At 63.8% G+C, this 22,689-nt stretch carries 23 protein-coding genes; 7 read left to right on the plus strand and 16 right to left on the minus strand.

Annotated features, from left to right (window positions below; translation table 11 throughout):
* Both MESS2_RS05945 and MESS2_RS05950 read left to right on the plus strand, forming a co-directional pair.
* Positions 1 to 488, plus strand: a 488-nt coding sequence (locus tag MESS2_RS05945) for a pyridoxal-phosphate dependent enzyme (RefSeq protein ID WP_040592278.1), incomplete at its 5' end; no start/stop codon positions are given.
* A 25-nt stretch (positions 489 to 513) separates the two neighbouring features.
* Positions 514 to 2,043: a pyridoxal phosphate-dependent decarboxylase family protein gene (locus tag MESS2_RS05950; protein ID WP_008873227.1), complete on the plus strand. Its 1,530-nt coding sequence runs from the start codon at positions 514 to 516 to the stop codon at positions 2,041 to 2,043.
* A 106-nt stretch (positions 2,044 to 2,149) separates the two neighbouring features.
* On the opposite strand, the gene MESS2_RS05955 is transcribed toward MESS2_RS05950, so the two are convergent.
* The 12 genes from MESS2_RS05955 to MESS2_RS06005 form a co-directional block, all read right to left on the minus strand.
* Positions 2,150 to 3,790: an ABC transporter substrate-binding protein gene (locus MESS2_RS05955; RefSeq protein WP_008873228.1), complete on the minus strand. Its 1,641-nt coding sequence runs from the start codon at positions 3,788 to 3,790 to the stop codon at positions 2,150 to 2,152.
* Positions 3,791 to 3,945: 155 nt separating this feature from the next.
* Positions 3,946 to 4,917 carry an alpha/beta hydrolase gene (locus MESS2_RS05960; protein ID WP_244439887.1) on the minus strand — a complete coding sequence of 324 codons (972 nt, stop codon included), beginning with the start codon at positions 4,915 to 4,917 and terminating at the stop codon, positions 3,946 to 3,948.
* 16 nt (positions 4,918 to 4,933) lie between these two features.
* Positions 4,934 to 5,614, minus strand: coding sequence for an isochorismatase family protein (locus MESS2_RS05965; protein WP_008873230.1), 681 nt, complete (start codon positions 5,612 to 5,614; stop codon positions 4,934 to 4,936).
* Positions 5,615 to 5,626: 12 nt separating this feature from the next.
* Complete coding sequence (locus tag MESS2_RS05970) at positions 5,627 to 6,922, minus strand: M24 family metallopeptidase (RefSeq protein WP_008873231.1); 1,296 nt, start codon at positions 6,920 to 6,922, stop codon at positions 5,627 to 5,629.
* Between the two features lie 451 nt (positions 6,923 to 7,373).
* A complete protein-coding gene (locus MESS2_RS05975; protein WP_008873232.1) occupies positions 7,374 to 8,351 on the minus strand; it encodes a GlxA family transcriptional regulator in 978 nt (325 codons plus the stop codon).
* A 114-nt stretch (positions 8,352 to 8,465) separates the two neighbouring features.
* The gene (locus MESS2_RS30665; protein ID WP_083918389.1) at positions 8,466 to 8,930 is read right to left on the minus strand and encodes a translation initiation factor 2; all 465 of its coding nucleotides are present in this window, start codon (positions 8,928 to 8,930) and stop codon (positions 8,466 to 8,468) included.
* Between the two features lie 212 nt (positions 8,931 to 9,142).
* Positions 9,143 to 10,324 carry a trans-sulfuration enzyme family protein gene (locus MESS2_RS05980; protein WP_008873235.1) on the minus strand — a complete coding sequence of 394 codons (1,182 nt, stop codon included), beginning with the start codon at positions 10,322 to 10,324 and terminating at the stop codon, positions 9,143 to 9,145.
* Entirely contained in the window at positions 10,321 to 11,745 is a 1,425-nt protein-coding gene (locus MESS2_RS05985; RefSeq protein WP_008873236.1) for a pyridoxal-phosphate dependent enzyme, read from the minus strand. The genes MESS2_RS05980 and MESS2_RS05985 overlap by 4 nt, the downstream gene beginning before the upstream one ends.
* A gap of 262 nt (positions 11,746 to 12,007) precedes the next feature.
* On the minus strand, positions 12,008 to 13,363 hold the full coding sequence (locus MESS2_RS05990; protein ID WP_008873238.1) for an FAD/NAD(P)-binding protein: 1,356 nt from the start codon (positions 13,361 to 13,363) through the stop codon (positions 12,008 to 12,010).
* A 40-nt stretch (positions 13,364 to 13,403) separates the two neighbouring features.
* Positions 13,404 to 13,853: an RrF2 family transcriptional regulator gene (locus MESS2_RS05995; protein WP_008873239.1), complete on the minus strand. Its 450-nt coding sequence runs from the start codon at positions 13,851 to 13,853 to the stop codon at positions 13,404 to 13,406.
* A 350-nt stretch (positions 13,854 to 14,203) separates the two neighbouring features.
* The gene (locus tag MESS2_RS32670) at positions 14,204 to 14,392 is read right to left on the minus strand and encodes a hypothetical protein (RefSeq protein ID WP_008873240.1); all 189 of its coding nucleotides are present in this window, start codon (positions 14,390 to 14,392) and stop codon (positions 14,204 to 14,206) included.
* 233 nt (positions 14,393 to 14,625) lie between these two features.
* A complete protein-coding gene (locus MESS2_RS06005; protein WP_008873242.1) occupies positions 14,626 to 15,441 on the minus strand; it encodes an oxidoreductase in 816 nt (271 codons plus the stop codon).
* Between the two features lie 89 nt (positions 15,442 to 15,530).
* Here MESS2_RS06005 and MESS2_RS06010 point away from each other — a divergent pair, with 89 nt between their 5' ends.
* The 4 genes from MESS2_RS06010 to MESS2_RS06025 all read left to right on the plus strand — a co-directional run bounded on the left by MESS2_RS06010 (position 15,531) and on the right by MESS2_RS06025 (position 18,973).
* Positions 15,531 to 15,962, plus strand: a complete 432-nt coding sequence (locus tag MESS2_RS06010) for a winged helix-turn-helix transcriptional regulator (RefSeq protein ID WP_008873243.1) — start codon at positions 15,531 to 15,533, stop codon at positions 15,960 to 15,962.
* A 301-nt stretch (positions 15,963 to 16,263) separates the two neighbouring features.
* Positions 16,264 to 16,623, plus strand: coding sequence for a septal ring lytic transglycosylase RlpA family protein (locus tag MESS2_RS06015; RefSeq protein ID WP_008873244.1), 360 nt, complete (start codon positions 16,264 to 16,266; stop codon positions 16,621 to 16,623).
* A 299-nt stretch (positions 16,624 to 16,922) separates the two neighbouring features.
* Entirely contained in the window at positions 16,923 to 18,200 is a 1,278-nt protein-coding gene (locus tag MESS2_RS06020) for a polyhydroxyalkanoate depolymerase (RefSeq protein WP_008873245.1), read from the plus strand.
* 155 nt (positions 18,201 to 18,355) lie between these two features.
* A complete protein-coding gene (locus MESS2_RS06025; protein WP_008873246.1) occupies positions 18,356 to 18,973 on the plus strand; it encodes a transglutaminase-like cysteine peptidase in 618 nt (205 codons plus the stop codon).
* Between the two features lie 75 nt (positions 18,974 to 19,048).
* On the opposite strand, the gene MESS2_RS06030 is transcribed toward MESS2_RS06025, so the two are convergent.
* The 4 genes from MESS2_RS06030 to MESS2_RS06045 form a co-directional block, all read right to left on the minus strand.
* A complete protein-coding gene (locus tag MESS2_RS06030) occupies positions 19,049 to 19,417 on the minus strand; it encodes a helix-turn-helix domain-containing protein (RefSeq protein ID WP_008873247.1) in 369 nt (122 codons plus the stop codon).
* Positions 19,417 to 19,935: a Smr/MutS family protein gene (locus MESS2_RS06035; protein ID WP_008873248.1), complete on the minus strand. Its 519-nt coding sequence runs from the start codon at positions 19,933 to 19,935 to the stop codon at positions 19,417 to 19,419. The genes MESS2_RS06030 and MESS2_RS06035 overlap by 1 nt, the downstream gene beginning before the upstream one ends.
* Positions 19,932 to 21,071, minus strand: coding sequence for a murein transglycosylase A (gene mltA, locus MESS2_RS06040; protein WP_040592295.1), 1,140 nt, complete (start codon positions 21,069 to 21,071; stop codon positions 19,932 to 19,934). The genes MESS2_RS06035 and mltA overlap by 4 nt, the downstream gene beginning before the upstream one ends.
* 138 nt (positions 21,072 to 21,209) lie before the next feature.
* A complete protein-coding gene (locus MESS2_RS06045; protein WP_006326580.1) occupies positions 21,210 to 21,914 on the minus strand; it encodes a Tim44/TimA family putative adaptor protein in 705 nt (234 codons plus the stop codon).
* A gap of 197 nt (positions 21,915 to 22,111) precedes the next feature.
* On the opposite strand from MESS2_RS06045, the gene MESS2_RS06050 reads away from it, so the two are divergent.
* Positions 22,112 to 22,612 (plus strand): FxsA family protein, encoded by a 501-nt coding sequence (locus MESS2_RS06050; protein WP_083918391.1) that lies wholly within the window; start codon positions 22,112 to 22,114, stop codon positions 22,610 to 22,612.
* Positions 22,613 to 22,689: the final 77 nt, after the last annotated feature.

Raw genomic sequence — 22,689 nt, forward strand, 5'->3', positions numbered from 1 at the left:
GCGTGCTGCGGCGCGAGCGGCCGGAGACGCGGATCGTGCTGGCCGAGCCGGCCAACGCCCAGCTCATCGGCAGCGGCACCGCGCAGGAGCGCGGCGCCGGCGGCGCGCCCGCCGCCAGCCACCCGGCCTTCGAGCCGCACCCGATCCAGGGCTGGACCCCGGATTTCATCCCTGACGTGCTGCAGGAGGCGATCGACAAGAGCCTCTATGACGAGGTGATGCCCATTCCCGGACCGGAGGGCATGAAATGGGCCAAGGCGCTGGCGCAGAAGGAAGGCATCTTCACCGGCATTTCCGGTGGAGCCACCTTCGCGGTGGCGCTTCAGGTGGCGGAAAAGGCGGCGCCCGGTTCGGTGATCCTGTGCATGCTTCCAGACACCGGCGAGCGTTACATGACGACGCCGCTGTTCGACGGCATCGAGGCCGAGATGGACGCCGACGAGATTGCGCTTTCGCAGTCGACGCCCGGCTGCCAGTTTCCGGCGTGACCGCGGCTTACCGGGAGCGACCTGCATGGATACGCCGTCGGGATTCGCCGCCACGACCGCCGAGGAAACGCTTGACCCCTCGGACTGGGCCGATGTGCAGATCCTGTCGCATCGGATCGTCGACGATGCCGTCGCTTACCTGCGCGATGTCAGAGAGCGGCCAGTGTGGCGGGAGATGCCTGGAGATGTGAGGGACTTCTTCACCGCGTCCCTGCCGCAATCGCCAACGCCGCTGGCCGATGTCTATGGCGACGTGGTCGAGAGACTGATGGCCTATCCGATGGGCAATATCCATCCGCGCTTCTGGGCCTGGTACATGGGGTCGAGCAATTTCACCGGCGCGCTCGGTGATTTCCTGGCGGCGATCCAGGGCTCCAATCTCGGCGGCGGCAACCATGCCGCCGCCCTGATGGACAGCCAGGTCGTCGACTGGCTGAAGCAGATGCTGGGTTTTCCCCAATCCGCCAGTGGCACGCTGGTCAGCGGCGGCTCGATGGCCAACATCATCGGGCTGACCGTGGCGCGCAACGCCAAGGCCGGCGTCGACGTGCGCGAGTATGGCGTCGCGGCAATCGCCAAGCCGCTGCGCTTCTACGGCTCGGACCAGCTCCATTCCTGCCACCGCAAGGCGATGGAAGCGCTCGGCCTCGGCAACCGGGCGCTGCGGCGCATCCCGACCGATGCCGGATTGCGGATCGACATCGACGCGTTGCGCAAGGCGATCGCCGAGGACCGCAAGGCAGGCTTCAAGCCGGCCTGCGTCATCGGCACGGCAGGCACCGTCAACACCGGCGCGGTCGACGATCTGCAGGCGCTGGCAAGGCTGGCCGCGAAAGAGGATCTCTGGTTCCATGTCGACGGCTGCATCGGCGCCCTGATCGCCATTGCGCCGGAAAATGCCCATCGTGTCGCCGGCATCGAACGCGCCCATTCCATCGCGCTCGATCCGCACAAATGGCTGCACGCGCCGTTCGAGGTCGGCTGCGCGCTGGTCAGGGACGGTGCCTCGCACCGCAATGCGTTCGCGGTGACGCCGGAATATCTGGAATCGACGCCACGCGGGCTCGCCTCCGGACAATGGCTGCATGATTACGGCCTGCAGACCTCACGCGGCTTTCGCGCGCTAAAGGTGTGGATGGCGTTGAAGGAGCACGGCATCGAAAAATTCGGCCGGCTGATCGACCAGAACATCGCCCAGGGCTACATTCTCGCCGGGCAGATCGAGGCCGAGCCGGCCCTCGAGTTGACGGCGCCGACCAGCATCAACATCGTCTGTTTTCGCTACCGCGGCGACGGGCTGGCGGGCGAGGCGCTGAAGGCGCTCAACACCGAGATCATGCTGAGGCTGCAGGAAGAAGGCATCGCCGCCCTTTCCGACACGACGGTGCATGGCCAGCATTGCCTCAGGGTGGCGATCAACAATCACCGCACCCGGCGCGAGGATCTGGATCTGCTGGTGCGGGAAACGGTTCGTCTCGGGCGGGAGATTTCAAGGTCGGACGCAGCTCTCCCTTCTCCCCTTGTGGGAGAAGGTGGCCGCGAAGCGGCCGGATGAGGGTGTTCCAGGAAACACCGACGCCTCATTCTGTCCAACACCCCTCAACCGTCTTGGCGCTACGCGCCAATCCACCTCCCACAAGGGGAGAAGGGAAGACCCGCGATCACGCCTCAATCCAGACCTTCTCGAAATGCTGCTCGAGCGACTGGTGCTGCTCGCAGCCGTGCACGCCCTTGCGATAGGTGCGGAAGACCGAGCGCCAGTAAGGCTGGATGATGATGCCGGAATCGCGCAGGTTCTGCTCGATCCTGGCCATGATCTCCTTGCGCGCGGCGGCATCGGGAGTGGCCAGCGCCTTGTCGAGCAAAGTGTCGAATTCGGGATCGGCGTAGGCGCTTTCGTTCCAGGCGGCGCCCGACTTATAGGCGAGCGCCAGCACCTGGACGCCGAGCGGCCGGCCGAGCCATTCGGTGCAGGAGAAGGGATATTTGCTCCAGTCGTTCCAGAAGGTCGCCGCCGGCAGCACGGTGCGCTTGACCTTCAGACCGGCCTCGCGCATCTGCGCGGCAATCGCATCGCCGCTCGTCTTCTGCCAGTCGACATCGACCGAGATGAGGTCGAATTCATGATCGGCCTTGCCGGCCTCGGCGAGCAGCGCCTTGGCCTCGTCGACCTTGCGCACGGCCGGCCCGATATCGGCATATTCGGCATGCATCGGCCCGACATGGTGGTTTTCGGCCGGCTTGCCCCGGTTGTCGATGCCAAGCTTCAGCACCGCGGTGTTGTCGACCGAAAGCTGGGCGGCGCGCCGCACCTTGACGTCGTCGTAAGGCGGATTGCCGACATTGAAGCGTGCGACCAGGGTCGAGCCGGTGGCGAGTTCCGAATTCTGAAGCTCCATCTGTTCGGTCTGCGAGACCGTGTCGGCGGCGGTTTCGTGGTTGGTGTCGATCTCGCCGGATTCGAAGGCCGACAGCATGGCATTGGGATCGGAGCCGTAGTCGACCCATTTGATGCCGTCGAGGTAGAAGTCGCCCTTCCACCACGGTTTGTCCTTGCGGCGGACCTCGGCGCCGGTTTCGGCGTCCCATGACACGAGTTCGCAAGGCCCGGTGGTGATCGCCAGCGCCTTCAGCGGATCGGCGTCGCCCTCGTAGGAGCGATGCATGATCAGTCCGGGATAGTCTGCCACGCCGGCGATCAGCGAAATGTCGGGCTTCGGCAGGTTGAGCTTGATGGTGAAGTCGTCGACACGCTCGATGCCGCCATCGACGGCCTTCTTGGTGTCGGCGTTGACCAGCGCGCCGAGGCGCGCGGCGACCGAATTGCCGGCGACGGAAGCATCGCACCAGCGCGTGAGGTTGTGGACGACATCGTCGGCATTGAAAGTGTCGCCGTTCGACCAGGTTATGCCCTTGCGGACATGCAGCGTGATCGTGCGTGCGTCGTCGCTGGTCTCCCAGCTCTCCAGCAGCCATGGCTCGAAGGTGAAATCGCGGTTCCAGCGGACCAGATATTCGTTGCACTGACGGGCGATATTGGACATTTCGACGCCGTCGAAGGTGCGCGGATCCTTGAAGCCCTTGACGTTCATGGCGACGCGCAGCACGCCGCCGCGCTTCGGCTCCTCGGCCCTGGCCGGGGACGGCGCCAGGCCGCCCAGCGCCAGCGCGCCGGCGGCGCTGACGCCGAGTGCCGCCATGGTGGCGAGATATTCGCGCCGATTCATCTGGCCCTTCCTGAACCCGTCGGCGACGGGTTCGGCCCGCGGATGCAACGATCTGCCGGTCAACATGAATTTCATTATCGTTCCCCTGTTGTTGGGCGCCCCGGCCGATCGGCAGACGCGGGAGACGGATGCGATCGCCGGAGCGCCATTGCCTCGGGGATGATAGGGCGAGCTTCCGCGGTGGAGTGTTCTGACTTCCGCAGTTCTTGTGCGCTGTTCCGCATACGCGCTCAGTACGGCCAGTCGCCTTTGCCGAGTGCGGCGATGGCCGCAATGATACGGGCGAAGGCTTGGCCGGCCCGCGGCACGGTCCTGCGGGCGCGCAGGAAACTGTGCACGAGGCGGGGCTCCTCGCGCCACCAGGCGCGGCCGCCGGCGGCAAGGATGCGGTCGCGATAGGCCTCGCCGTCGGACGACAGCGGATCGCACTCGGCGGTGATGATGAAGGTCGGCGGCAGGCCGGAGAAATTGCTGCCACTCAGCGGCGAAAAGGTCGGATCGTCGGGCGGCTGTGCCCTGGCGGAGCGGACGTCGCGGTAGAATTCGATATCACTGAGCGTCAGCAGCGGCGCTGCGGCGTGCTCGACATAGGAGCCGGTGTTCTCGTCGCCGCCGAGGCCGGGATAGATCAGCACCTGACCGATCGCAGGATGCCGGCGCGATGCGTGCGCGACCGCGGCGGCAAGATTGCCGCCGGCGCTCTCGCCGCAGAGCACGATCGGCAGATCGTTCGTCGCAGCGGCATGCTCGAACACGGCCAGCGCATCGTCGAAGGCGGCCGGATGCAAATGTTCGGGCGCCAGCCGGTAATCGGCTGACAGGACATCAAAATCGGTGCCGGCGCAGATCTCGGCGCAGATGTCGTCATGGCTGTCGAGCCCGCCGAGGATGAAGCCGCCGCCGTGATAATAGACGACCGTTGCCTGCGGCGTCCCGCCCGCCATCCGGTAGCGCCGGACCGGGATCGCGTGGTCGCCGGCGGCAACCGTTCCGTCGCTGGCCTCGACTCCTGCCGGGTAGGCCTCGCGGAACGCCCGGCACATCTTGTCATAGACCATCCGCTGCCTGTCGATCGGCAGATCGGTGATTTCGGGCGGATACCAGCCATTGACCCGGTCTATGTAGTCCCACAGCGCGGCATCGAGCCGGGTGGCGTATTTCCCCCGGCTGGGCTTTTCCCGGCGCTCGACATCCATTGCCATCGCGGTCCGCACAGTATCAGAGCTCTGCATAGAGCCGGGCCGCATTTTCGTAGGTGAAGCGCAGCGGCACCGAGCCTTCGACCTGCCAGACGGTTACGCTTTCGCCGGAAAGCAGCCGGCAGGCGCCGTCAGTATCGGTGACCGCGCCGCCATAGAGCCGGTTGGCAAGGTTGAGGATTGCGGTCTGATGCATGGCCGCACTGCCGCTGCCGCAAGCGTCCTTGACCAGAAGCACGCGAAAGCCTGAAGCGACCGCGTCCCTGACGGTGGCGTCGATGCAGGCCTCGGTCCAGACGCCGGCGACAACCAGCCATTCGATGCCGCGCGCCTTGAGTTCGCCTGCCGCGGGGCCGCTGCGGAAGGCGCTGGCCTCGGCCTTGATCCGCAAGGCTTCACCATCCGCCGGCGCGACCTCGTGGCAGATCGCGGTCAACGGATCGTCCTTGTCGGAGAAGGCCGACTTGCCGTCGGCCTCGACCGGGTGGAACGGCCGGTCCTGGGCGCCGAGATCGACGATATAGGCCCAGTGATGGAGCGGCACGCCGCTCGCCCGCGCCGCCGCCTGCAGGCGCTGGACATTGGCGAGGATTTTTTCATAGCCATCGACGAGATAGCGCTGGTCCTGCCGGTGCTCCTCCTGCAGATCGATGAAGACGGCGGCCACCGCGCCGCGCCGGATCGCGATCGGGCTCTTCATCTCAGCTGGTCCTCATGCCAGAAAATCATCCTCATAGGGGAAGCGCGACAGAAGCTCGGTGCCGGTGTCGGTGATCAGGATCTCGTCCTCCAGCTTGACGCCTTCGCGGCCGCCCTTCTCGCCGATATAGCTCTCGACGCTGACCACCATGCCGGGAACGATGATACCGTCGCGGCCATAGGTCTCGTAGTCCATGGCGTGCGCAATGAACGGCGTCTCGCCATGCATGCCGACGCCATGCATGACCGAGGTATAGCGCTGGTCGACGAAGCGGTCGGGGATCTTCCAGGCCTTTTCGGCGATTTCGCGAAACGCCATGCCCGGCCTGACGACCCCGATATTGTGCTGAACCTGGTCATACGCCATGCGGTAGAGCGATTTCTGGTAATCGGTCGGCTTTCCCGGCCCGCAGCGGAAAGTGCGCGAGAAGTCCGAATAGTAACCGTAGCAGCCGATCGTGTCGGTATCGAGCGCCAAAAGCTCGCCGGGCCGGATCTTGCGGCCGCTCGCCTCGTTGAACCAGGGGTTGGTGCGCTGGCCGGAGGTCAGCAGCCGCGTCTCGATGAACTCGCCGCCCTGGCGGATCACCTCGCCATACATGATGGCGAACAGGTCGTTTTCGGACACGCCGGGCTTGATCGCCTCGCGCACCGCCGAGACGGCGGCTTCGGCGCCGGCCATCGACACTTGCAGGCATTTGACTTCCTCGGGTGTCTTCACGGCCCGCACGGCCAGGATCTCGCCCTGGCAATCCCTGACCTCGCAGCCGCGCTTTTCCAAGGCGAGGGCCTGCAAATGGCTGCAGCGGTCGAGCCCGAGCTTCATCGAGCCGCCGCCGTGCTGCTTGAGGAGTTCGGTGATCTCGTCGGCGAAGGGACCGGCGGTCTCGTCGTCGCGGCCCGACACCGAAGACCAGACCAGCTTGGAGGGCCGCGCCTCGTCGATCGTGTCGAGCACCATGGAGACATGGTAGCTCTGCGGATATTCGAACAGCACGATCGGCCCGACGGTCGGGATGAAGAAGTAGCGGGTCGAGTTGCGCAGGAAATAGCCGAACATGTTGCGCGAGCCGGTGGCGTAGCGCTGGTTATAGGGGTCGAACAGAACGACGCCGCCATAGCCGGCCTCGCGCATCCAGGCGCGCAGTTTGGCGAGACGGCCCTTGCGCAGCGCATCCGCGTCGATGAAGGACGGTTCGGTATCCGACAGCCACATGCCGCCGGCCGGATCGGCGGCCGCCGGGTGGCGCATGCGGTCCTTGAAATCCACATCCTCGGTACTGTCGGGGTCGAAAACGACGATGCTCATGGGTGCCTCCTGGAAGCCCTGAACATAGCCCCGCGCCGCAAGGAGCTTGTGCGGAACACCGCAGATGTCGTGCGGAATACCGCAGCTGCTTTACCTTCCAGCAAGGTCGGTGACTAGCCCTAAGCCCCGCGCGTTCGTTATCCTAGGGCGTAGCGACGCGAAGCGGAGCGCAGACCCTGGGATCCATGCCGTGATATCTGCCGAAGAACGCAACGGCTCAAAGTGGCCGATCGAGGAACGAATGCGGACAGGTGATGTTCGATTCTGGTCGGCCTTCGTATGCCACAGATGTCACGGCATGGATCCTGGGGTCTGCGCCGCGTCGCTTCGCTCCTTGCTCCGCCCCAGGATGACGAAGGGAGGGCTTCGGCCAATCTCCAGGGTTTGCGATTTGCCGCTGAAAGCAACTACCGACATTCGCTGCCGATCGGCATCCAACCACTGCGCAAAACTAATGCCGCCGCATCACCTTCGGCGCATGCCCATGCTCCTCCCTGAACGCCCGCGCAAAACTTGACATCGAAGCAAAACCGCAGGCCAGCGCCACGTCGCGCACCATCAGCTTGGAATGCGCCAGGAGATTGGCGGCGCGCTTCAGCCGGAGGCGGCGGTAATAGCCGTTGGGCGAGATATCGAGCTCGGCGCGGAAATTGCGTTCGAGCTTGTCGGAGGAGACGCCGAGCCTGGCGGCAAGGTCGGTCATGCCGAGCCGTTCCTCCACCGCATCCTCCATGATGGCGATGGCCGACAGCACCAGCTCGTTCTGGACGCCGGTGCGCAGGCGCAGCGGCATCAGCTTGCGGTCGACACTCGATCGAAGCGGACTGTGCACGAACCATTCGGCGATGCCGGCGGCAAGCTCGGCGCCATAGTCCGATGCAACGATCTCCAGCATCATGTCGAGGCTGCCGACGCCGCCGGCCGAGGTGAAGCGCTTGCGGTCGATGACGTAGAGATCGCGCCTGAGCTCGATATCCGGAAAGGCTTCGGTGAAAGCCGACTGGCTGGTCCAGTGCAAGGTGCAGGCATGGCCGTCGAGCAGGCCGGCCCGGGCGAGGAAGAAGGCCGCATCCGCCACCGCGCCGATATGGGCGCCGCCGCGCAGGCTCTTGCGGATCCAGTTCACCGCCTCCTCGGCGACGAGATGATCGGCGTCGCCGCCCGAACAGACGACGATGCGGTCGACCTTCGGCGCATCGCCGGCAAAGAAGCCGGGCTGGATGACGACGCCGTTCGAGGCCTCGACCGCACCCTTGTCGGCGCCGACGATGATCCAGCGATAGCAATTTTTCTTCGACAGCACGTTGGCGGCGCGCAACGGTTCGATGACCGAGCTGAACGCCATCATCGGAAAGCCGGGGAAGACGAGCACGGCGAAGGTGAGCGGGGCGTCGGTCTGTTGTGGTGGCTGACGCGTGGAGACAGTCATGGGGTGCTCATCGCAACTCAGTCAGGCTTTATATATCCACGACGTTCCAAATCCATACAATCTGCATTCGTACAGGTGCGCTATCGAAGCTCAGCGGGCCTTATCTGCATTCGCTCAGACTCCAGTTCGCGCGCTGTTGTTCTTCGGTTGCGTAGGCGGCGGTGGGACTACCGCTTTTGTGCTTTCTCCCGTCGCCTCGGCGGGGACCAGGGTTATGACTGCAGGGTTCGGAAAATGATCAAGCGTCGCGCCAGTCACCGCATCGACACCTACGCCAATCACGCCTCCAACCAAAATGTTTCCGGCGAGCCCTGCGGCGCCGTTTCCGCTCATCTTGGTACCGATGTAGATGCTGCCTGGCTTGTAGCCTTCCTTCTCGCCAAAGGCAGTGAAGCCTTCCTTTCGGCTTACTTCAACAGTGCAGGGGGACGCCGGACAGGAGTGCCCAAGCGATGTTCTTATCGCCGCATCCGGCGGCTCTGAGTTTACGGAAACCTTTTCTGTCGTTCCACGCACTACCGATGCGCAGCCGGAAACAGCAAGCGCGGCCGCCAAGGCGGCCGGAATACACAGCTTCATTTGAAATTCCCCCCAAAACACTCATGACGCAACTTCCGCGCGCATGCAAGGGGACAAGACAAGGCCTGCTGAGATGTACAGTTTTTCTCGCTCGGCAATGTAGTCATAGCCCGCCGGGGCTAGGTGAGGGCGGCGCAAACCTCGACGAATGGTCACCTTTCATACGGGCGGGCGATGTCACTCGCCAGAAGTGATTGCCCCTGAACGGTCCCTCAACCCCCCAGCGCCTGATTCAAATCCGCGATCAGATCGTCGCCGTCCTCGATCCCAGCCGACAGTCGCACCAGCGAATCGGAAATCCCGATCTCCGCGCGCTTCCCGACCGGGATCGAGCCGTGCGTCATCAGTCCCGGGTGCTCGATCAGGCTTTCGACGCCGCCGAGGCTTTCGGCCAGGGTGAAGAGCTGCGTGCGTTCGAGGAAGCGTTTTGTGCCGGCAAGGTCGCGATCGAGCACGGCGGTGATCATGCCGCCGAAGGCGTGCATCTGCTGGACGGCGATGGCATGCTGCGGGTGGCTGGCGAGACCGGGATAGATGACGCGGCGCACATCCTTGCGGTTCTCCAGCCATTGCGCGATCTTCAGGCCGTTGGCGGAATGGCGTTCCATCCTGAGCGCCAGCGTCTTGATGCCGCGCAGCGCCAAAAAACTGTCGAACGGGCCTGATATGGCGCCGATAGCGTTCTGCAGGAATTTCAGCCGGTCGGCCAAGTCCTTGTTGTCGCCGACCACCGCGACGCCGCCGACCATGTCGGAATGGCCGTTGAGGTATTTGGTCGTCGAGTGGACGACGATATCGATGCCGAGCTCCAGCGGCCGTTGCAGATAGGGGCTGCAGAAGGTGTTGTCGGCGACCGAGATAAGGCTTTTGCGTTTCGCCAGCGCCGCAACGCCTTCGAGATCGACGATGCGCAGCAGCGGGTTGGTCGGCGTCTCGACCCAGAGCAGCTTCGTCTCCGGGCGGATCGCCGCCTCGACCGCGGCAAGGTCGGTGAAATCGACGAAGCTGACCTGAAGGTTGGCGGAGCGCTTGCGCACCCGCTCCATCAGCCGAAAGGAGCCGCCATAGATATCGTCGGTGGCGACGATATGGGCGCCGGAATCGAACAGTTCGAGCACCGTGGCGATCGCCGCCAGGCCCGAGGCGAAGGCGAAGGCGGCGGTGCCGCTTTCGAGATCGGCCACGGCGCGCTCGAAGGCGAAGCGGGTCGGGTTCTGGCTGCGGGCATATTCAAAACCCTTGTGTACGCCCGGCGACTGCTGGCCATAGGTCGAGGTGGCGTAGATCGGCACCATCACCGCGCCGGTCAGCGGGTCGTGGCTCTGGCCGCCATGGATGGTGCGCGTCGAAAAGGCCAGGCGGTTCCGGCCCGATAATGTTGCTTTTACGGTCATCGGGCGCGCCTCAGATGGTTGATCAGGTCGATGCGGGTTATCAGGCCGACGAACTCGTCGCCGTCGAAGATGATGGCGACCTCGTTGCGGTCGAAGACCGGCAACAGCGCGTCCAGCGTCTGGCTGGCCTGCAGCGTGTGCAGATTGGAGGTCATCGCGGTGCGCACCGGGGCCTTGAAGCGGTCCCACCGGCTGTCGTAGGGACCGTCGACATGGGCGAGGATATCGCTTTCGTCGACGATGCCGACCAGCTTGCCCTCGTCCAGCACCGGCAGTTGCGAAACGTCCGAGCGGCGCATGCGGCCATAGGCGTTGAGCAGGCTTTCTTCCGGGCCGACAAACACGGTGTCGCCGGTGCGGTGCGAGCGCATCACCAGGTCGCGCAGGTCGCCATGCTGCTCCTGCTCGGCCAGGCCCTGCTCGGCCAACCAGAAATCGTCGAAGACCTTCGACAGATATTTGTTGCCGCTGTCGCAGACGAAGGTGACGACGCGCTTGGCGGACGTCTGCTCGCGGCAATAGCGAAGTGCGGCCGACAGCAGCGTGCCCGACGACGACCCAGCGAGGATGCCTTCCTTGGACAAGAGATCCCGCACGGCCAGCATGCTCTGCTTGTCGGTGATGGAATAGGCCTTTTTCACCAGCGACAGATCGGCATTGGGCGGGACGAAATCCTCGCCGATGCCTTCCACGGTCCAGCTGCCGGCCTCTTCCATCTTGCCGGTCTTGATCAGCGGCGCCAGCACCGAGCCGACCGGATCGGCAAGGATCATCTCGGTCTTCGGCGAGACTTTTGCGAAATAACGGCCAAGGCCGGTCAGCGTGCCGCCGGAACCGACGCCGACAACCACCGCGTCGACATCGCCTTCGAGCTGCGTGAAGATCTCCGGACCGGTCGTGGTTTCGTGGGCCAGCGGATTGGCCGGATTGGCGAACTGGTTGGCGTAGAACGCGCCGGGCAATTCGGCGGCGAGCTTTTCGGCCATGTCCTGATAATATTCGGCGTGGCCCTTGCCGACATCGGAGCGGGTCATGCGCACTTCGGCGCCGAGCGCGCGCAAATGCTGGATCTTTTCGCGCGACATCTTGTCGGGCACGACGAGGATGATGCGGTAGCCCTTGGGGATGCCGACCTGGGCGAGGCCGAGGCCGGTGTTGCCGGCCGTCGCCTCGACGATGGTGCCGCCGCGCTTGAGCTTGCCCTGTTTTTCGGCGGCGGCGATCATCGACAGCGCGATGCGGTCCTTGATCGAACCGCCGGGATTCTGGCTTTCGAGCTTGATGAACAGCCGGCACTTGCCGATGTCGAATTTGGTCAGCTCGACGACCGGCGTCTGGCCGATCAGGTCGAGGACCGATGCATAGGGCGGCCGCAGGCGCTGCGGGCCAGCGTCGGGTGCGGCGGTCTTGTGCTCGCTCATATCAGATGCTCCATGGTAACAGGCGAGCGACCGCCTTTGGCGAGGTGGTCAGCCTATCGTCTTTTCCAGCCGTTTGCAGTCTGAAAGAAGATAGATCGTGCCAATCGACCGGCGAGATGCGGAATGAAATTCCGGTTTCGCGCCTTCGTCATCCTCGGGCTTGACCCGAGGACCCATGCCGTGGCGTGGACCGAGGAATGCAGCGGTCCAGACCATCGCTTCGCCCTGGGATGACGAAGGAAGGGTGGCTAAAGAACGCTTTTCAACCCAGCAGCCGTTTGCTCAGCCGTGCGCACTGCACCCGGATATCGGGAATCGCGTCGATCTCGAAGAAAGTGCCGCGCGTCAGCGGGCCGACGGCGAGGATCTTGGCCGAGACGACGCCATCGCCGGCGATGAGCTCGCAGTTGGCGGTCACGTCGAGGCCAAGGCGCAGCGGATCCGGCCTTGCCAGGCCGCGGTCGACCAGCGAGCGCACCACGCTGTTCGACGTCGTCGAGATGTCCCTGGCGATGCCGGTGCAATCATAGATGCGCGCGGCTTCGAGCGTTTCGAGACGCTTTGTGTGGCGCGACTGGACTTCGACGGTGAATGCCTCGCCCACCGTGATGGCGACGACGCGCCCGGCGACAGGCCGGATGCGGCCGGTTTGCACGGCGTCGGTGACGCGGGCGTAGACTTCGGGGGCCATGCGATGGCGATGGATGTCCCACCAGGCCTTGGTGTGTTCGACAAAGCGGCGTTTGGCCGAAGCCGGCCAGTTCTGCCAGATCTTCTGGTTGAAGGGTCTCAGGCCGTCGACAACGTCGCGCCAGTCGATGCCGGCCTTCCGGTTTTCCCGGATCAGGTCGCGGAACCAGCCGACGAAATAGGAAAGCTGGGTACCGAGCGGAATGTCGGCGACGTCGAGCTTGATCGGATTGCCCTTGCGGTGCGGTGACGGCAGCAGGCCGCGCCTGGACAACGCTGTTATCTCGCCGCGATGTCCGCGCTGTTCGAGCGACAGGAAGGCATCGACCATGCTCAGGCCGGTGCCCAGCACCAGGACCGGGGCTTCGGGAGCCAGCGGCGTGTCGGCCTCCGATCCCATCCTGATCGCGTGGCCCTGGCCGGCGCCCGGCTCCTCGTCATGCCCGGTCGCCAGCACGGCAAGATGGGCGACGACACTGGTGCCGTTGGCCAGCGCCACCTCGACCCCGGATGGGGTGGGCGAGATCGAGAGGCTCTCCTCGCGGATCAGCCGAAGCCGGCCCGTGTCACGCTCGCGGGCCTCGAGCTCGTCCAGCAGTTCCTTGAGGTAGCGGGCATAGACGCTGCGCGGCGCGTAGACCGGCGCCTGTTCTGATGTCGCCAGGCCGCGCTCGAGCAGCCAGCGCCAGAAATTGCCGGGATCGTCGGCATAGGCGCTCATGCCGGCGGCGCTGACATTCAGCACATGCGCCGACAGCAGCGTGGAGTAGGCCATGCCCTGACCGAAATGCGGACGCTTTTCGATCAGCGTGACGCGCAGATCGGGGTTGGGCGATTTCAGGAGATGCGCGGCAAGCACGACGCCGCTGGCGCCGCCGCCAACGATGATGATTGAGTTTGGGATAATCGAATTGGCGCGCCCGGTCATGCGGGCTTCCCGGGCAAATGCCGGCTCAGAAGCTTTTGCTTCAGGCCTGGACCTTCAACGCCAGCGGAAGCTCGTCGATGGCGATGTCGCGCATCTCGGCGAGGCTGCGCTGGTCCAGCACCTCGGCGATGGCCTGGCGGACCTCCAGCATCAGATGACGGACTTGGCATGTCGCCTCGTTGCAATCTTCACAGCGCTGATACAGGGTGCGGCTGGCACAGGGGATCGGAGCAAGCGGGCCGTCGAGCACGCGCACGACGTGGCCGACCCTGATCTCATCGGCCGGCCGCGCCAGGCGATAACCGCCCTCCTTGCCCTTGCGGCTCTGGACGAAGCCGGCATTGCGCAATTCGCCGAGGATGGCGTCGAGAAATTTCTTCGGGATGTTGTTGCCGCTGGCAATATCGCCGACGAAGGCAAGCTGTCCGGCCGGCAGCCGCGCGAGGTGAACGAGCGCCTTGAGGCCGTACTTACCCTTTTTCGTGAGCATAGACCGAACGTTTCTTTGTCATGCGACGGCGCAGGGCCACCGGTTGCGAAACGCCTGGCACTCCGGTCCATCCCCGCCGCGTCCAAGCTGCCATGACACATAATTTCTAGTGACATGATGTACAAGCCGAAAATGTTGATTTTGCTTGGGTTTAAGCCGATTTGACTAGCCTTGCAGCCGTGAGGACGCGAGAATGCGTTGCTCATCGTCCTCTCCAACTCCCTATGTCGATAAGAATACTATACTTACTCCCGAGCACATGGGATGGACTTTCAATTCCGCAGCCGTTGCCGGCATGGATTTGCCCGGCAGTTGGTGAGAACGGAAAATTTCTGCCGCGGTGCGCGCGCTCACTGGCGCGAACGATTCGCCCAGGCCAGCCCCGCCAGGCCGACCAGCGCGGTGACGATACCGGCATAAAGCCATTGCGACTGGCCGGTCATGAAGCTGCCCTGGACCACGCCCGCGCCTTGCAGCGACCACACCACGCCGACGGCGAGCACGAGCAGCGCAAGCAGATTTTTGATCAATCTCGTCATTGTGAATCTCCTTCCCAGTCGATCCTGGCTCCGGCTCATCGTGAACCGCGCGCGGTTTCGAATTGGTCTGCCCGACCGGCAAGTGCAAATGCCCTTGGCTCTATTGGCCCCGTGCGCCATTCACAATGACGACGACTTTGCCTTTCTTATAGCGATCGATCAGGAATGATTCCATCAGACTGACTTTCGCTTCTGTGATGAGCCGGCGACGCCGGCAATACGGCGATCCAAGCTCAATCGGGAAGCCCGTTGAATTTCCGAAGGTTCTTGTCGACGAAGGATTCAGGCAGGAAGCGTCGCAGGAAGCGGATCTGTCCGGCAGCTTTTCCCGCGGTGTAGCGTCGTTTGGGCGATGTCGCATTGGCGACCCTTACGATGGCGTCGGCGACCACCTGGGGTGAATCGCCCTTTGCGACATTCTCGCGCATCAGCTTCTCCGCATTGGCGCGAACCGTATCGTAGAGGGCAAGCGGCCGGTCCGGTCGCGTGATGTTCTCTTCGAAGGACGTGCGGGTCAAGCCGGGCTCGACAAGCACGATACGGATGCCCTGCGTTCGCACTTCGTGGTCGAGCGATTCCGAGTAGCCTTCGATGGCGTGCTTGGTCGATGCGTAGAGTGCGTTATAGGGAGCGGGGATCAGCCCGAGTATGGAGCTAAGGTTGACGATCCGGCCTCTGCGCTGCCGTCTCATCACGGGCAGGACCGCATTTGTCATTCGTATGACGCCGAACACGTTCACGTCGAATACGGCTTTCGCCTGTGTCGTGGTAGACTCCTCCGCGCCGCCAAGCAATCCGATCCCGGCATTGTTGACGAGAAGATCGATCCGCCCCGCGCGGCTTAGAACCTCGTCGACGACGCCTTGCACGGACGCATCGCTGCTCACGTCGCAGATTAGCATCGCTATCCCATCCGCGGTGTCGGGCATCGGCCTTCGACTGGTGCCGAAGACACGGTAGCCATCGCGCCGCAGCGCTTGCGCCGTCACCAGCCCGATACCGGAGGAAGCACCCGTGACCAGGGCAATACCGCGTTCTGTCTTGCTCATCGGCTCGTCCTTCATTTTTGTCGTGGACCATCTATGGGCAATCAGTTACTATCAATTCAATAGTAAGTCACTACTAAAATGATATCGACATGAAAAAACTTTCGGACCAACCCTGTCTGATCGCCCGGAGCCTGGCGCTGGTGGGAGACGCATGGAGCATGCTGATCATGCGCGACGCCCATGCGGGGCTGACCCGCTTCGATGATTTTCGCAAGAGCCTCGGGATCGCGCCGACGATGCTGACGGCGCGGCTTTCATCACTGACCGAGTACGGGCTGCTGGAGAAGCGCCGCTATTCCGACCGTCCGCCACGGGACGAGTATGTGCTGACGGAAGCCGGCCGCGACTTTCTGCCAGTCCTGTTTGCGATCGGCGCGTGGGGACGCAAGCATCGCGGCGGGGGCGAGGTGACGCGCTTCTTCGACGCCGAGACCGGAACGGAGGTCGATCCCGTCACCATCGACCGCGCGACCGGCGCTCCGGTCGGAACACGTCCTATTCGTATCGCCGCACCCGAATGAGCCGGATAGATGGATCCCGGTCGATCGTGACTCGCGCGATGAGGACGATGGAAGAACCAAAGGAAGCGATCCGATCGCACTCGTCTACACTAGTATTCCGACCGGCAATCTCGCTGAAGACAGCTGCGATATCCCTACGGATATCAACCAAGACTCGCAGCCAACCCACTGAAAATCTCTGACAGACTGTTTCGCACCGACTCCAAACGTGTGCTGTTGCCACGGAACTGCCGGATACTTGCCGCATTTCCTGCCTTATTCGCCACCTAACGGCGCGGTTCCGTCAACGGAGCCTTTCCAAATGAAGAAAAACAACAAGACCGCGCTTGTCGCGGTGACGATAGCGGCTGGCCTGATGGTCGGCGCATCCGTCTCCCCCGCCGCCGCCCAGTGCGGCCGTGCCTCCTGGTACGCGCTGCATTCGAAAACCGCTTCCGGCGAGCGCATGAACCCGTCGGCGCTGACCGCGGCGCATCGCAGCCTGCCCTTCGGCACCAGGCTGAAGGTGACCAACCGCAACAACGGCCGCAGCGTCGTCGTGCGCATCAACGATCGCGGCCCGTTCATCAAGGGGCGCATGCTCGACCTGTCGAAGGGCGCCGCCAGCCGGCTTGGCTTCATCAGTTCGGGTCACACGTCCGTGTGCATGGCACGCGTCTGAGCCTATTTGGTGTCCGGCTCCGGCCGGGCACATCCTGCCCTTCCACACGGCAATCGCATCTGGCATTGGGGATTGCCGATGGCCGCGCCGCCCCTCATCGCCTGCCCGACCTTTTCGCAGGCGCACATTGAGCCGGCTCTGGCTGTCGAGGGCGGATTCCCAAGGCCTTGGACGAAAGAAGTGCATAGATCACGGCACCTGACGTATTGCATTGCAGCAATTTGTTGCTAACCTCCCCGGCAGACATTCAGGGTTCGGCGCTGCCCAGCGTGCCCTTGGTGCAGCAAGCGGGGTTCCCGATGTTCTACCAGCTCTACGAACTGAACCACGCAGCCCTGCAGCCGGCGCGCCTCTATGCCGATGCTGTGCGCCTGCTCTACACCAACCCGCTCAATCCGTTTTCGCACACGCACTGGGGCCGTTCGGTCGCGGCGACGGCCGAATTGTTCGAACGCACCACGCGCCGCTACGGCAAGCCGCAATTCGGCCTGGCGAAGACCGTCGTCGACTGGAAGAATGTCGAGGTCAGCGAAAAGACCGTCTGGTCGCGGCCTTTCTGCAATCTGGTGCGTTTCGAGCGCGCCGTTCCCGCCGGCCGCAAGCCCGATCCGAAGCTGCTGATCGTGGCGCCGATGTCCGGCCACTACGCGACGCTTTTGCGCGGCACGGTCGAAGCGATGCTGCCCTATGCCGACGTGCACATCACCGACTGGGTCGACGCCCGCATGGTGCCGCTCAGCGACGGCAGCTTCGACCTCGACGACTATATCGATTACATCATCGACATGCTGCATGCGCTGGGGCCCGACACCCATGTCATGGCGGTGTGCCAGCCTTCGGTGCCGGTGCTGGCGGCGGTGGCGCTGATGGAAACGCGGGGCGACCCGTTCGTGCCCTCGACGATGACGCTGATGGGCGGACCGATCGACACCCGCCGCAATCCGACCGCGGTCAATCTTCTGGCCGAGGAAAAGGGCATCGACTGGTTCCGCGACAATGTCGTCATGCAGGCGCCCTGGCCGGTGCCGGGTTTCGGCCGCGAGGTCTATCCCGGCTTCCTGCAGCTTTCGGGCTTCATGAGCATGAATCTCGACCGCCACATCATCGCCCACAAGGACTTCTTCATGCATCTGGTGAAGCATGATGGCGACAATGCCGAGAAGCACCGCGATTTCTACGACGAATATCTGGCGGTGATGGACCTGACGGCGGAGTTCTACCTGCAGACGGTCGACACCGTGTTCGTCCGCCATGCCCTGCCCAAGGGCGAGATGACGCATCGCGGCGTGGCCGTCGACCCGTCGGCGATCCGCAATGTCGCCCTGTTCACGGTCGAGGGCGAGAACGACGATATTTCCGGCCTCGGCCAGACCAAGGCCGCGCACGATCTGTGCGTCAACATCCCCGCGGACAGGCACGCCCATTACATGCAGCCGGCGGTCGGCCATTACGGCGTCTTCAACGGCTCGCGCTTCCGCTCCGAAATCGTGCCGCGCATCGTCGACTTCATCACCAGCTATGGCCGCCAGACCCGCGTTGCGGTGAAACCGAGGCTGGTGCGCGCCGCCAAGCGGTAGACCCAAGGGGTAGGCCAAAGGGGTAGAGATGTTGCACAATAGCCGCTTTTTCGGCCGTGCCGGTAACCATGTCGAAATTCTCGCCGTTTGCATAATTGACACGGAGTGTAAATCGCCCTTAACGTTTCGTTAACAACAAGGGACGAGCGGGGACAATGATTTCCTCAAAGGTGGCGCGAAAGCTGCGCTTGTGCGTCGTAGCCGGGCTGGCGATTTCGGGATGTTGGGCGACATCGGCTCTAGCGGCCAGCCCGATGGTGACCGGTGGCCCGACATCGCAACCGATCGGCCATTACGATTTCTGCAAGGTTAACCCGGGCGAGTGCTCGATCCGCCCGGCCAATCTCGACCCCGCTCCCATGACCGGTTCGCTCTGGCGCAAGCTGATCGGCGTCAACGACAGGGTCAACGCCGCCGTCAAGCCGAAGAGCGACTACGATATCTACGGCAAGGACGAGGTCTGGGCCTATCCCGACAAGGGCGTCGGCGACTGCGAGGACTATGTCCTGGAAAAGCGCCGCGAGTTGAACCGCCTCGGCGTGTCGTTCGCCGACCTGCTCATAACCGTCCTGCGCAAGCCCGACGGCGAGGGCCACGCGGTGCTGACGGTGCGCACCACCAAGGGCGACTACATCCTCGACAATCTGAACAGCAAGGTTCTGTCATGGGACCAGACCGGTTACCGCTTCCTCAAGCGGCAGGCGATCGACAATACCGGCCGTTGGGTCTCGATCCGTGCTGGCCAGCAGGTTCTGGTCGGCGCGGTCAAGTAGATTTTCGGGGCGCGACGCATTCGAAAAAGGCTGCTCAGGCGGATGAGGGGCGGCGCGACGTTTCCAATCAATGCATCAACCGCGCCGGCCAAGTGCTGCGCGGATCGACGCGGTGATGCGGCGAAGTTCCGCCTCGTCCAGCTTTTCGATGTTCTCGGCCAGAAGATTGGCAAGCTCGGTGGCGGCGGGCGTCAGGCCCGACGTGTCGAGTTTCACGCGCGGATGCGAGCTCTCGGCCAGCCGCGCCAGTTCCTCGGCATCGTCCCAGATGATGTTGAAATAGCCGATGATCTTCTGGATCAGCGTCCAGGTCGGCGCGCCGCGGCGGCCATGCTCCAGCGCCGACAGATAGGCGGCGCTGACGCCGATAGCCTCGGCCATGGCCTTCTGGCTGACGCCGCGTTCACCGCGCAACTGGCGCAGCTTCTCACCGAACGGGGTCATCAGCGCACCCGCCGCAAGCGGACATAGAGCGCGCCCGAACCGCCATGATTGCGGGCGGCATGGTCGTGGCTGGAGACGAGCGGCCTGAAGGCGGGTGTCGACAGCCAGGCCGGCACGGCGCGCCGCAACACGCCGTCGCCGCCCGAGGACGACCCCTTGCCGGTGATGACCAGCACATAGCGGATGCCGCCGGCATGCGCCCGGTGCAGGAAGGAAAAAAGCAGCGAATAAGCCTCGTCCTGGGTCAGGCCATGCAGGTCGACGCGGCCTTCGATGGGCAGCCGGCCCTTGGACAGTTTGTCCAGCGTCGGTTCGTCCAGCGCGTGCGAAACATGTTGCGTCTTCGGCTTTGCGGCACCTGCCGGACTGGCGGCGGCCTGGACCGATTGCGACGGTGGCGGCCTCGCCCCGGCAGCAATATCGACGGCAATCTTGCCCTTCAGCGGCTTGGCCGTGCGCGCCACCAGGTTCCACAGCACCCGGTCGTCCTCGCTCAGCCTGTCGCTGCGGCGGCTCATCGGCCTGCTCCCGAAACAAGGGAGCGCGGGATCAGCGCATAAAAGTCGGCGGGGTTGCGGACGACGCCGGCGATCTCGCCGGCGGCATCGCCCGAACCGGCGAAGAGATCACCCCGCGCGGGTCCGGTGATGGCCGAGCCGGTGTCCTGCGCGATCATCAGCCGCCGGAACGGTTTTGCGTCGAAGGCGGTCAGCGAAGGCGCGTCGATGTAGAACGGCGTGCCGAATGTGTGGAGCAGGCGGTCGACGGCGACCGAGCGGCCCGGCGTCAGCGGCACCTTGGCGGCGGCGATCGGGCCGAGTTCCGGGTCGTCGCCGGCTGCTTCGTCAATTGGCGCCTCGCCAAAGAAGATATAGGAGCGGTTCTGCCACAGGATCTCGTCTACGCGATCCGGATGCGCCTTGAACCAGGCACGGATCGACTGCATCGTCACCTTTTCCAGCGGGATTTCGCCTGATGCACCCAGGATCTTGCCCGCGCCGGTAAAACGCTGGCCGGATTTGGCGGCATAGGTGATGCGGCAAAGGCGGCCGTCGGTCATGGCGAGCCGTGCGGATCCCTGCACATGGATGAAGAAGGCATCGACCTTGTCGGCGAGCCAGGCGATTTCCAGGGCTTTTCCCTTCAGCGCACCGCGCTCGATCTCGCCGCGGTCGAAATATTCGACCGGTCCGTCCGGCGTTTCACGACCGAAGGTGAGATAGGGATCCATGCCGGAAGGCCGGTTGGTATCGTCGATATCGATGAGATCCGCCGGGCGGGACAGCAGCGGCACGACAAACCGCCCGGTTCGGACCGGCGAGGCCTCGACCACGGGTTCGTAGAAGCCGGTGACAAGGCCGGCGCCGCCATCCTCGGCCCGGATATGCGCGGGGACAAAATGGCGTTCGAAGAAGCCCCTCGCCTCCTCCCGATTCGAAATTGGCGACCGATTCGGCGGCGAAACGGTGCGCGCTTGCGCATAGGCCCGGGCAAAGGCGCTGAAATCGACACCGAGGGCGCCGGTTCGGTACGGCTTGGTCAGGACATGGAAGGCAGAACGGCGGAACGCCACAAAGGCCTGGAGATGATCGTCCTCGGCCCAGCCGGGCAGCTCATCGAAAGTTTTTTCGCTGAAAGCCGGGGATAGCGACACGACAGGCCTCGCCGCTGACCTTTCATGCATGTCGTCATCCCAAAACCGCAGCGCACTTTTGGGCGATATGCTTCTTTGCTTGATGCATGTCGTTAACCCCAAAAACCGCTGCGCACTTTTGGGCGACATGCATTGGGATCAATCTTCTTCTTCGGTGGCGACGAGCTTCCAGTTCGGATCGCGCGAGCGCGTGTCGCGCGCGAAGGTCCAGACGTCCTTGACCTCGGCGACGGTCTCCGGATCGCCGTCGATGACCGCACCTGCCTTGTCGCGGGTCGCGGAAATCAGTTCGCTGACGATGCGGAGCGTAAGATGCGCCTCGCCGCCCTTCATCTCGGCCGAAACGATGTCGGCCTTGTCGATGCCGACGAAGGAGGACTGGATCTTTTCCGACTTCGCCTCCCGCTCGCCGATTGCCGCGACAAAACCGTCATAGACCTCGCGCGACAACAGGTTCTTCAGCGTCTTGCGGTCGCCGTCGGCATAGGCCATGACGATCATCTCATAAGCCATCTTGGCGCCGTCGACGAAGGTCTTCGGCTCGAATGTCGGGTCGTTGTCCTTGATCGTGCGCAGGCCCTTGTTGAGATCGGTGTCGGGCTTGGCGAAGGCGTCGATCGCCGCATAAATGTCGCCCGCCGGCTCTCCCGGCGCCCGCTTGCGCGGCAGCGAGACCACGTTCTCCTGTTTCTGGGCTGCGTCCTTGTCCGTGCGGCTTGCCGTATAGGGATCGAAGGGCGGGCGCTCGCTGCCGGTGCGGCGGCCGAGCACATTGCGCAGCTGGAAAAAGATCACCACCGCCGCGATCAGAAAGAAAATCGTGCCGAAGTCGAAGAAACCCATATCTTCCGCCAATCAATCCCTACTCCGGCCGGACCGCGCGCCAAGCAAGAGCGGCGGTCGCATAGCGTTCAACATCCAAAGCATATAGAACGCAAGCTGCAATCATTCAAATCAAAGGCAGGCATACCTATCTAAAAGGCCCAGTGCCAGCGGCGATTGCCCGCCGGCCGGCAAACATGGAAACGATCGGTCAAGACTTGCGCATTTCGCTGCTCCCCCTCTTCCTGCTGGCGCTCCCGTTGCTGGAGATCGCCGGTTTCGTCATTGTCGGCCGCCAGGTCGGCGCGCTGGCGACGGTCGGGCTGGTGCTGGCTTCGAGCGTGGCGGGCATGCTGCTGCTCAGACACCAGGGCTTTGGCGTCATGGCGCGCGTGCGCGCCGAAATGGACGCCGGACGCGATCCAAGCCGCCAGCTCGCGCATGGCGCCATGATCGTGCTGGCCGCCATCCTGCTCATCATTCCCGGCTTCATCACCGACATTTTCGCCATTCTGTTGCTGCTGCCAATGGTTCGCGATCTCGCCTGGCGGATGCTGAAAGGCCGCATCGTGCTGGCCACCGATTTCAGCACCGGCGGGTTCCGGACCCGGCCCCGCGACAAGACCATCGATCTGGACGACAGCGATTATTCGCGCGGCGACGATTATACGCGCGGCCCCGATCCCAATTCTCCCTGGCGCCGCCTCAAGGACGAATAGCGCCCGCAAAACTTGTCTTGTCATGCCGACCATGGTAGCGAACGCCCGATTTCAATCCGGGCAGCAACGCTGCCGAG

Origin of the sequence: Mesorhizobium metallidurans STM 2683, assembly GCF_000350085.1 — a bacterium.
Taxonomy (GTDB): Bacteria; Pseudomonadota; Alphaproteobacteria; order Rhizobiales; family Rhizobiaceae; genus Mesorhizobium; species Mesorhizobium metallidurans.

Coding starts and splice junctions, on each gene's coding strand:
- MESS2_RS06015 (WP_008873244.1), top strand. CDS start 16,264: ATGAAGAAAAACAACAAGACCGCGCTTGTCGCGGTGACGATAGCGGCT.
- MESS2_RS05975 (WP_008873232.1), bottom strand. CDS start 8,351: ATGACTGTCTCCACGCGTCAGCCACCACAACAGACCGACGCCCCGCTC.
- MESS2_RS06035 (WP_008873248.1), bottom strand. CDS start 19,935: ATGAGCCGCCGCAGCGACAGGCTGAGCGAGGACGACCGGGTGCTGTGG.
- MESS2_RS05980 (WP_008873235.1), bottom strand. CDS start 10,324: ATGACCGTAAAAGCAACATTATCGGGCCGGAACCGCCTGGCCTTTTCG.
- MESS2_RS06005 (WP_008873242.1), bottom strand. CDS start 15,441: ATGAGCAAGACAGAACGCGGTATTGCCCTGGTCACGGGTGCTTCCTCC.
- MESS2_RS06030 (WP_008873247.1), bottom strand. CDS start 19,417: ATGACCCCGTTCGGTGAGAAGCTGCGCCAGTTGCGCGGTGAACGCGGC.
- MESS2_RS30665 (WP_083918389.1), bottom strand. CDS start 8,930: ATGAAGCTGTGTATTCCGGCCGCCTTGGCGGCCGCGCTTGCTGTTTCC.
- MESS2_RS05985 (WP_008873236.1), bottom strand. CDS start 11,745: ATGAGCGAGCACAAGACCGCCGCACCCGACGCTGGCCCGCAGCGCCTG.
- MESS2_RS05995 (WP_008873239.1), bottom strand. CDS start 13,853: ATGCTCACGAAAAAGGGTAAGTACGGCCTCAAGGCGCTCGTTCACCTC.
- MESS2_RS06025 (WP_008873246.1), top strand. CDS start 18,356: ATGATTTCCTCAAAGGTGGCGCGAAAGCTGCGCTTGTGCGTCGTAGCC.
- MESS2_RS05950 (WP_008873227.1), top strand. CDS start 514: ATGGATACGCCGTCGGGATTCGCCGCCACGACCGCCGAGGAAACGCTT.
- MESS2_RS05955 (WP_008873228.1), bottom strand. CDS start 3,790: ATGAAATTCATGTTGACCGGCAGATCGTTGCATCCGCGGGCCGAACCC.
- MESS2_RS32670 (WP_008873240.1), bottom strand. CDS start 14,392: ATGACGAGATTGATCAAAAATCTGCTTGCGCTGCTCGTGCTCGCCGTC.
- MESS2_RS05965 (WP_008873230.1), bottom strand. CDS start 5,614: ATGAAGAGCCCGATCGCGATCCGGCGCGGCGCGGTGGCCGCCGTCTTC.
- MESS2_RS06020 (WP_008873245.1), top strand. CDS start 16,923: ATGTTCTACCAGCTCTACGAACTGAACCACGCAGCCCTGCAGCCGGCG.
- MESS2_RS06045 (WP_006326580.1), bottom strand. CDS start 21,914: ATGGGTTTCTTCGACTTCGGCACGATTTTCTTTCTGATCGCGGCGGTG.
- MESS2_RS05990 (WP_008873238.1), bottom strand. CDS start 13,363: ATGACCGGGCGCGCCAATTCGATTATCCCAAACTCAATCATCATCGTT.
- MESS2_RS05970 (WP_008873231.1), bottom strand. CDS start 6,922: ATGAGCATCGTCGTTTTCGACCCCGACAGTACCGAGGATGTGGATTTC.
- MESS2_RS05960 (WP_244439887.1), bottom strand. CDS start 4,917: ATGGCAATGGATGTCGAGCGCCGGGAAAAGCCCAGCCGGGGGAAATAC.
- MESS2_RS06010 (WP_008873243.1), top strand. CDS start 15,531: ATGAAAAAACTTTCGGACCAACCCTGTCTGATCGCCCGGAGCCTGGCG.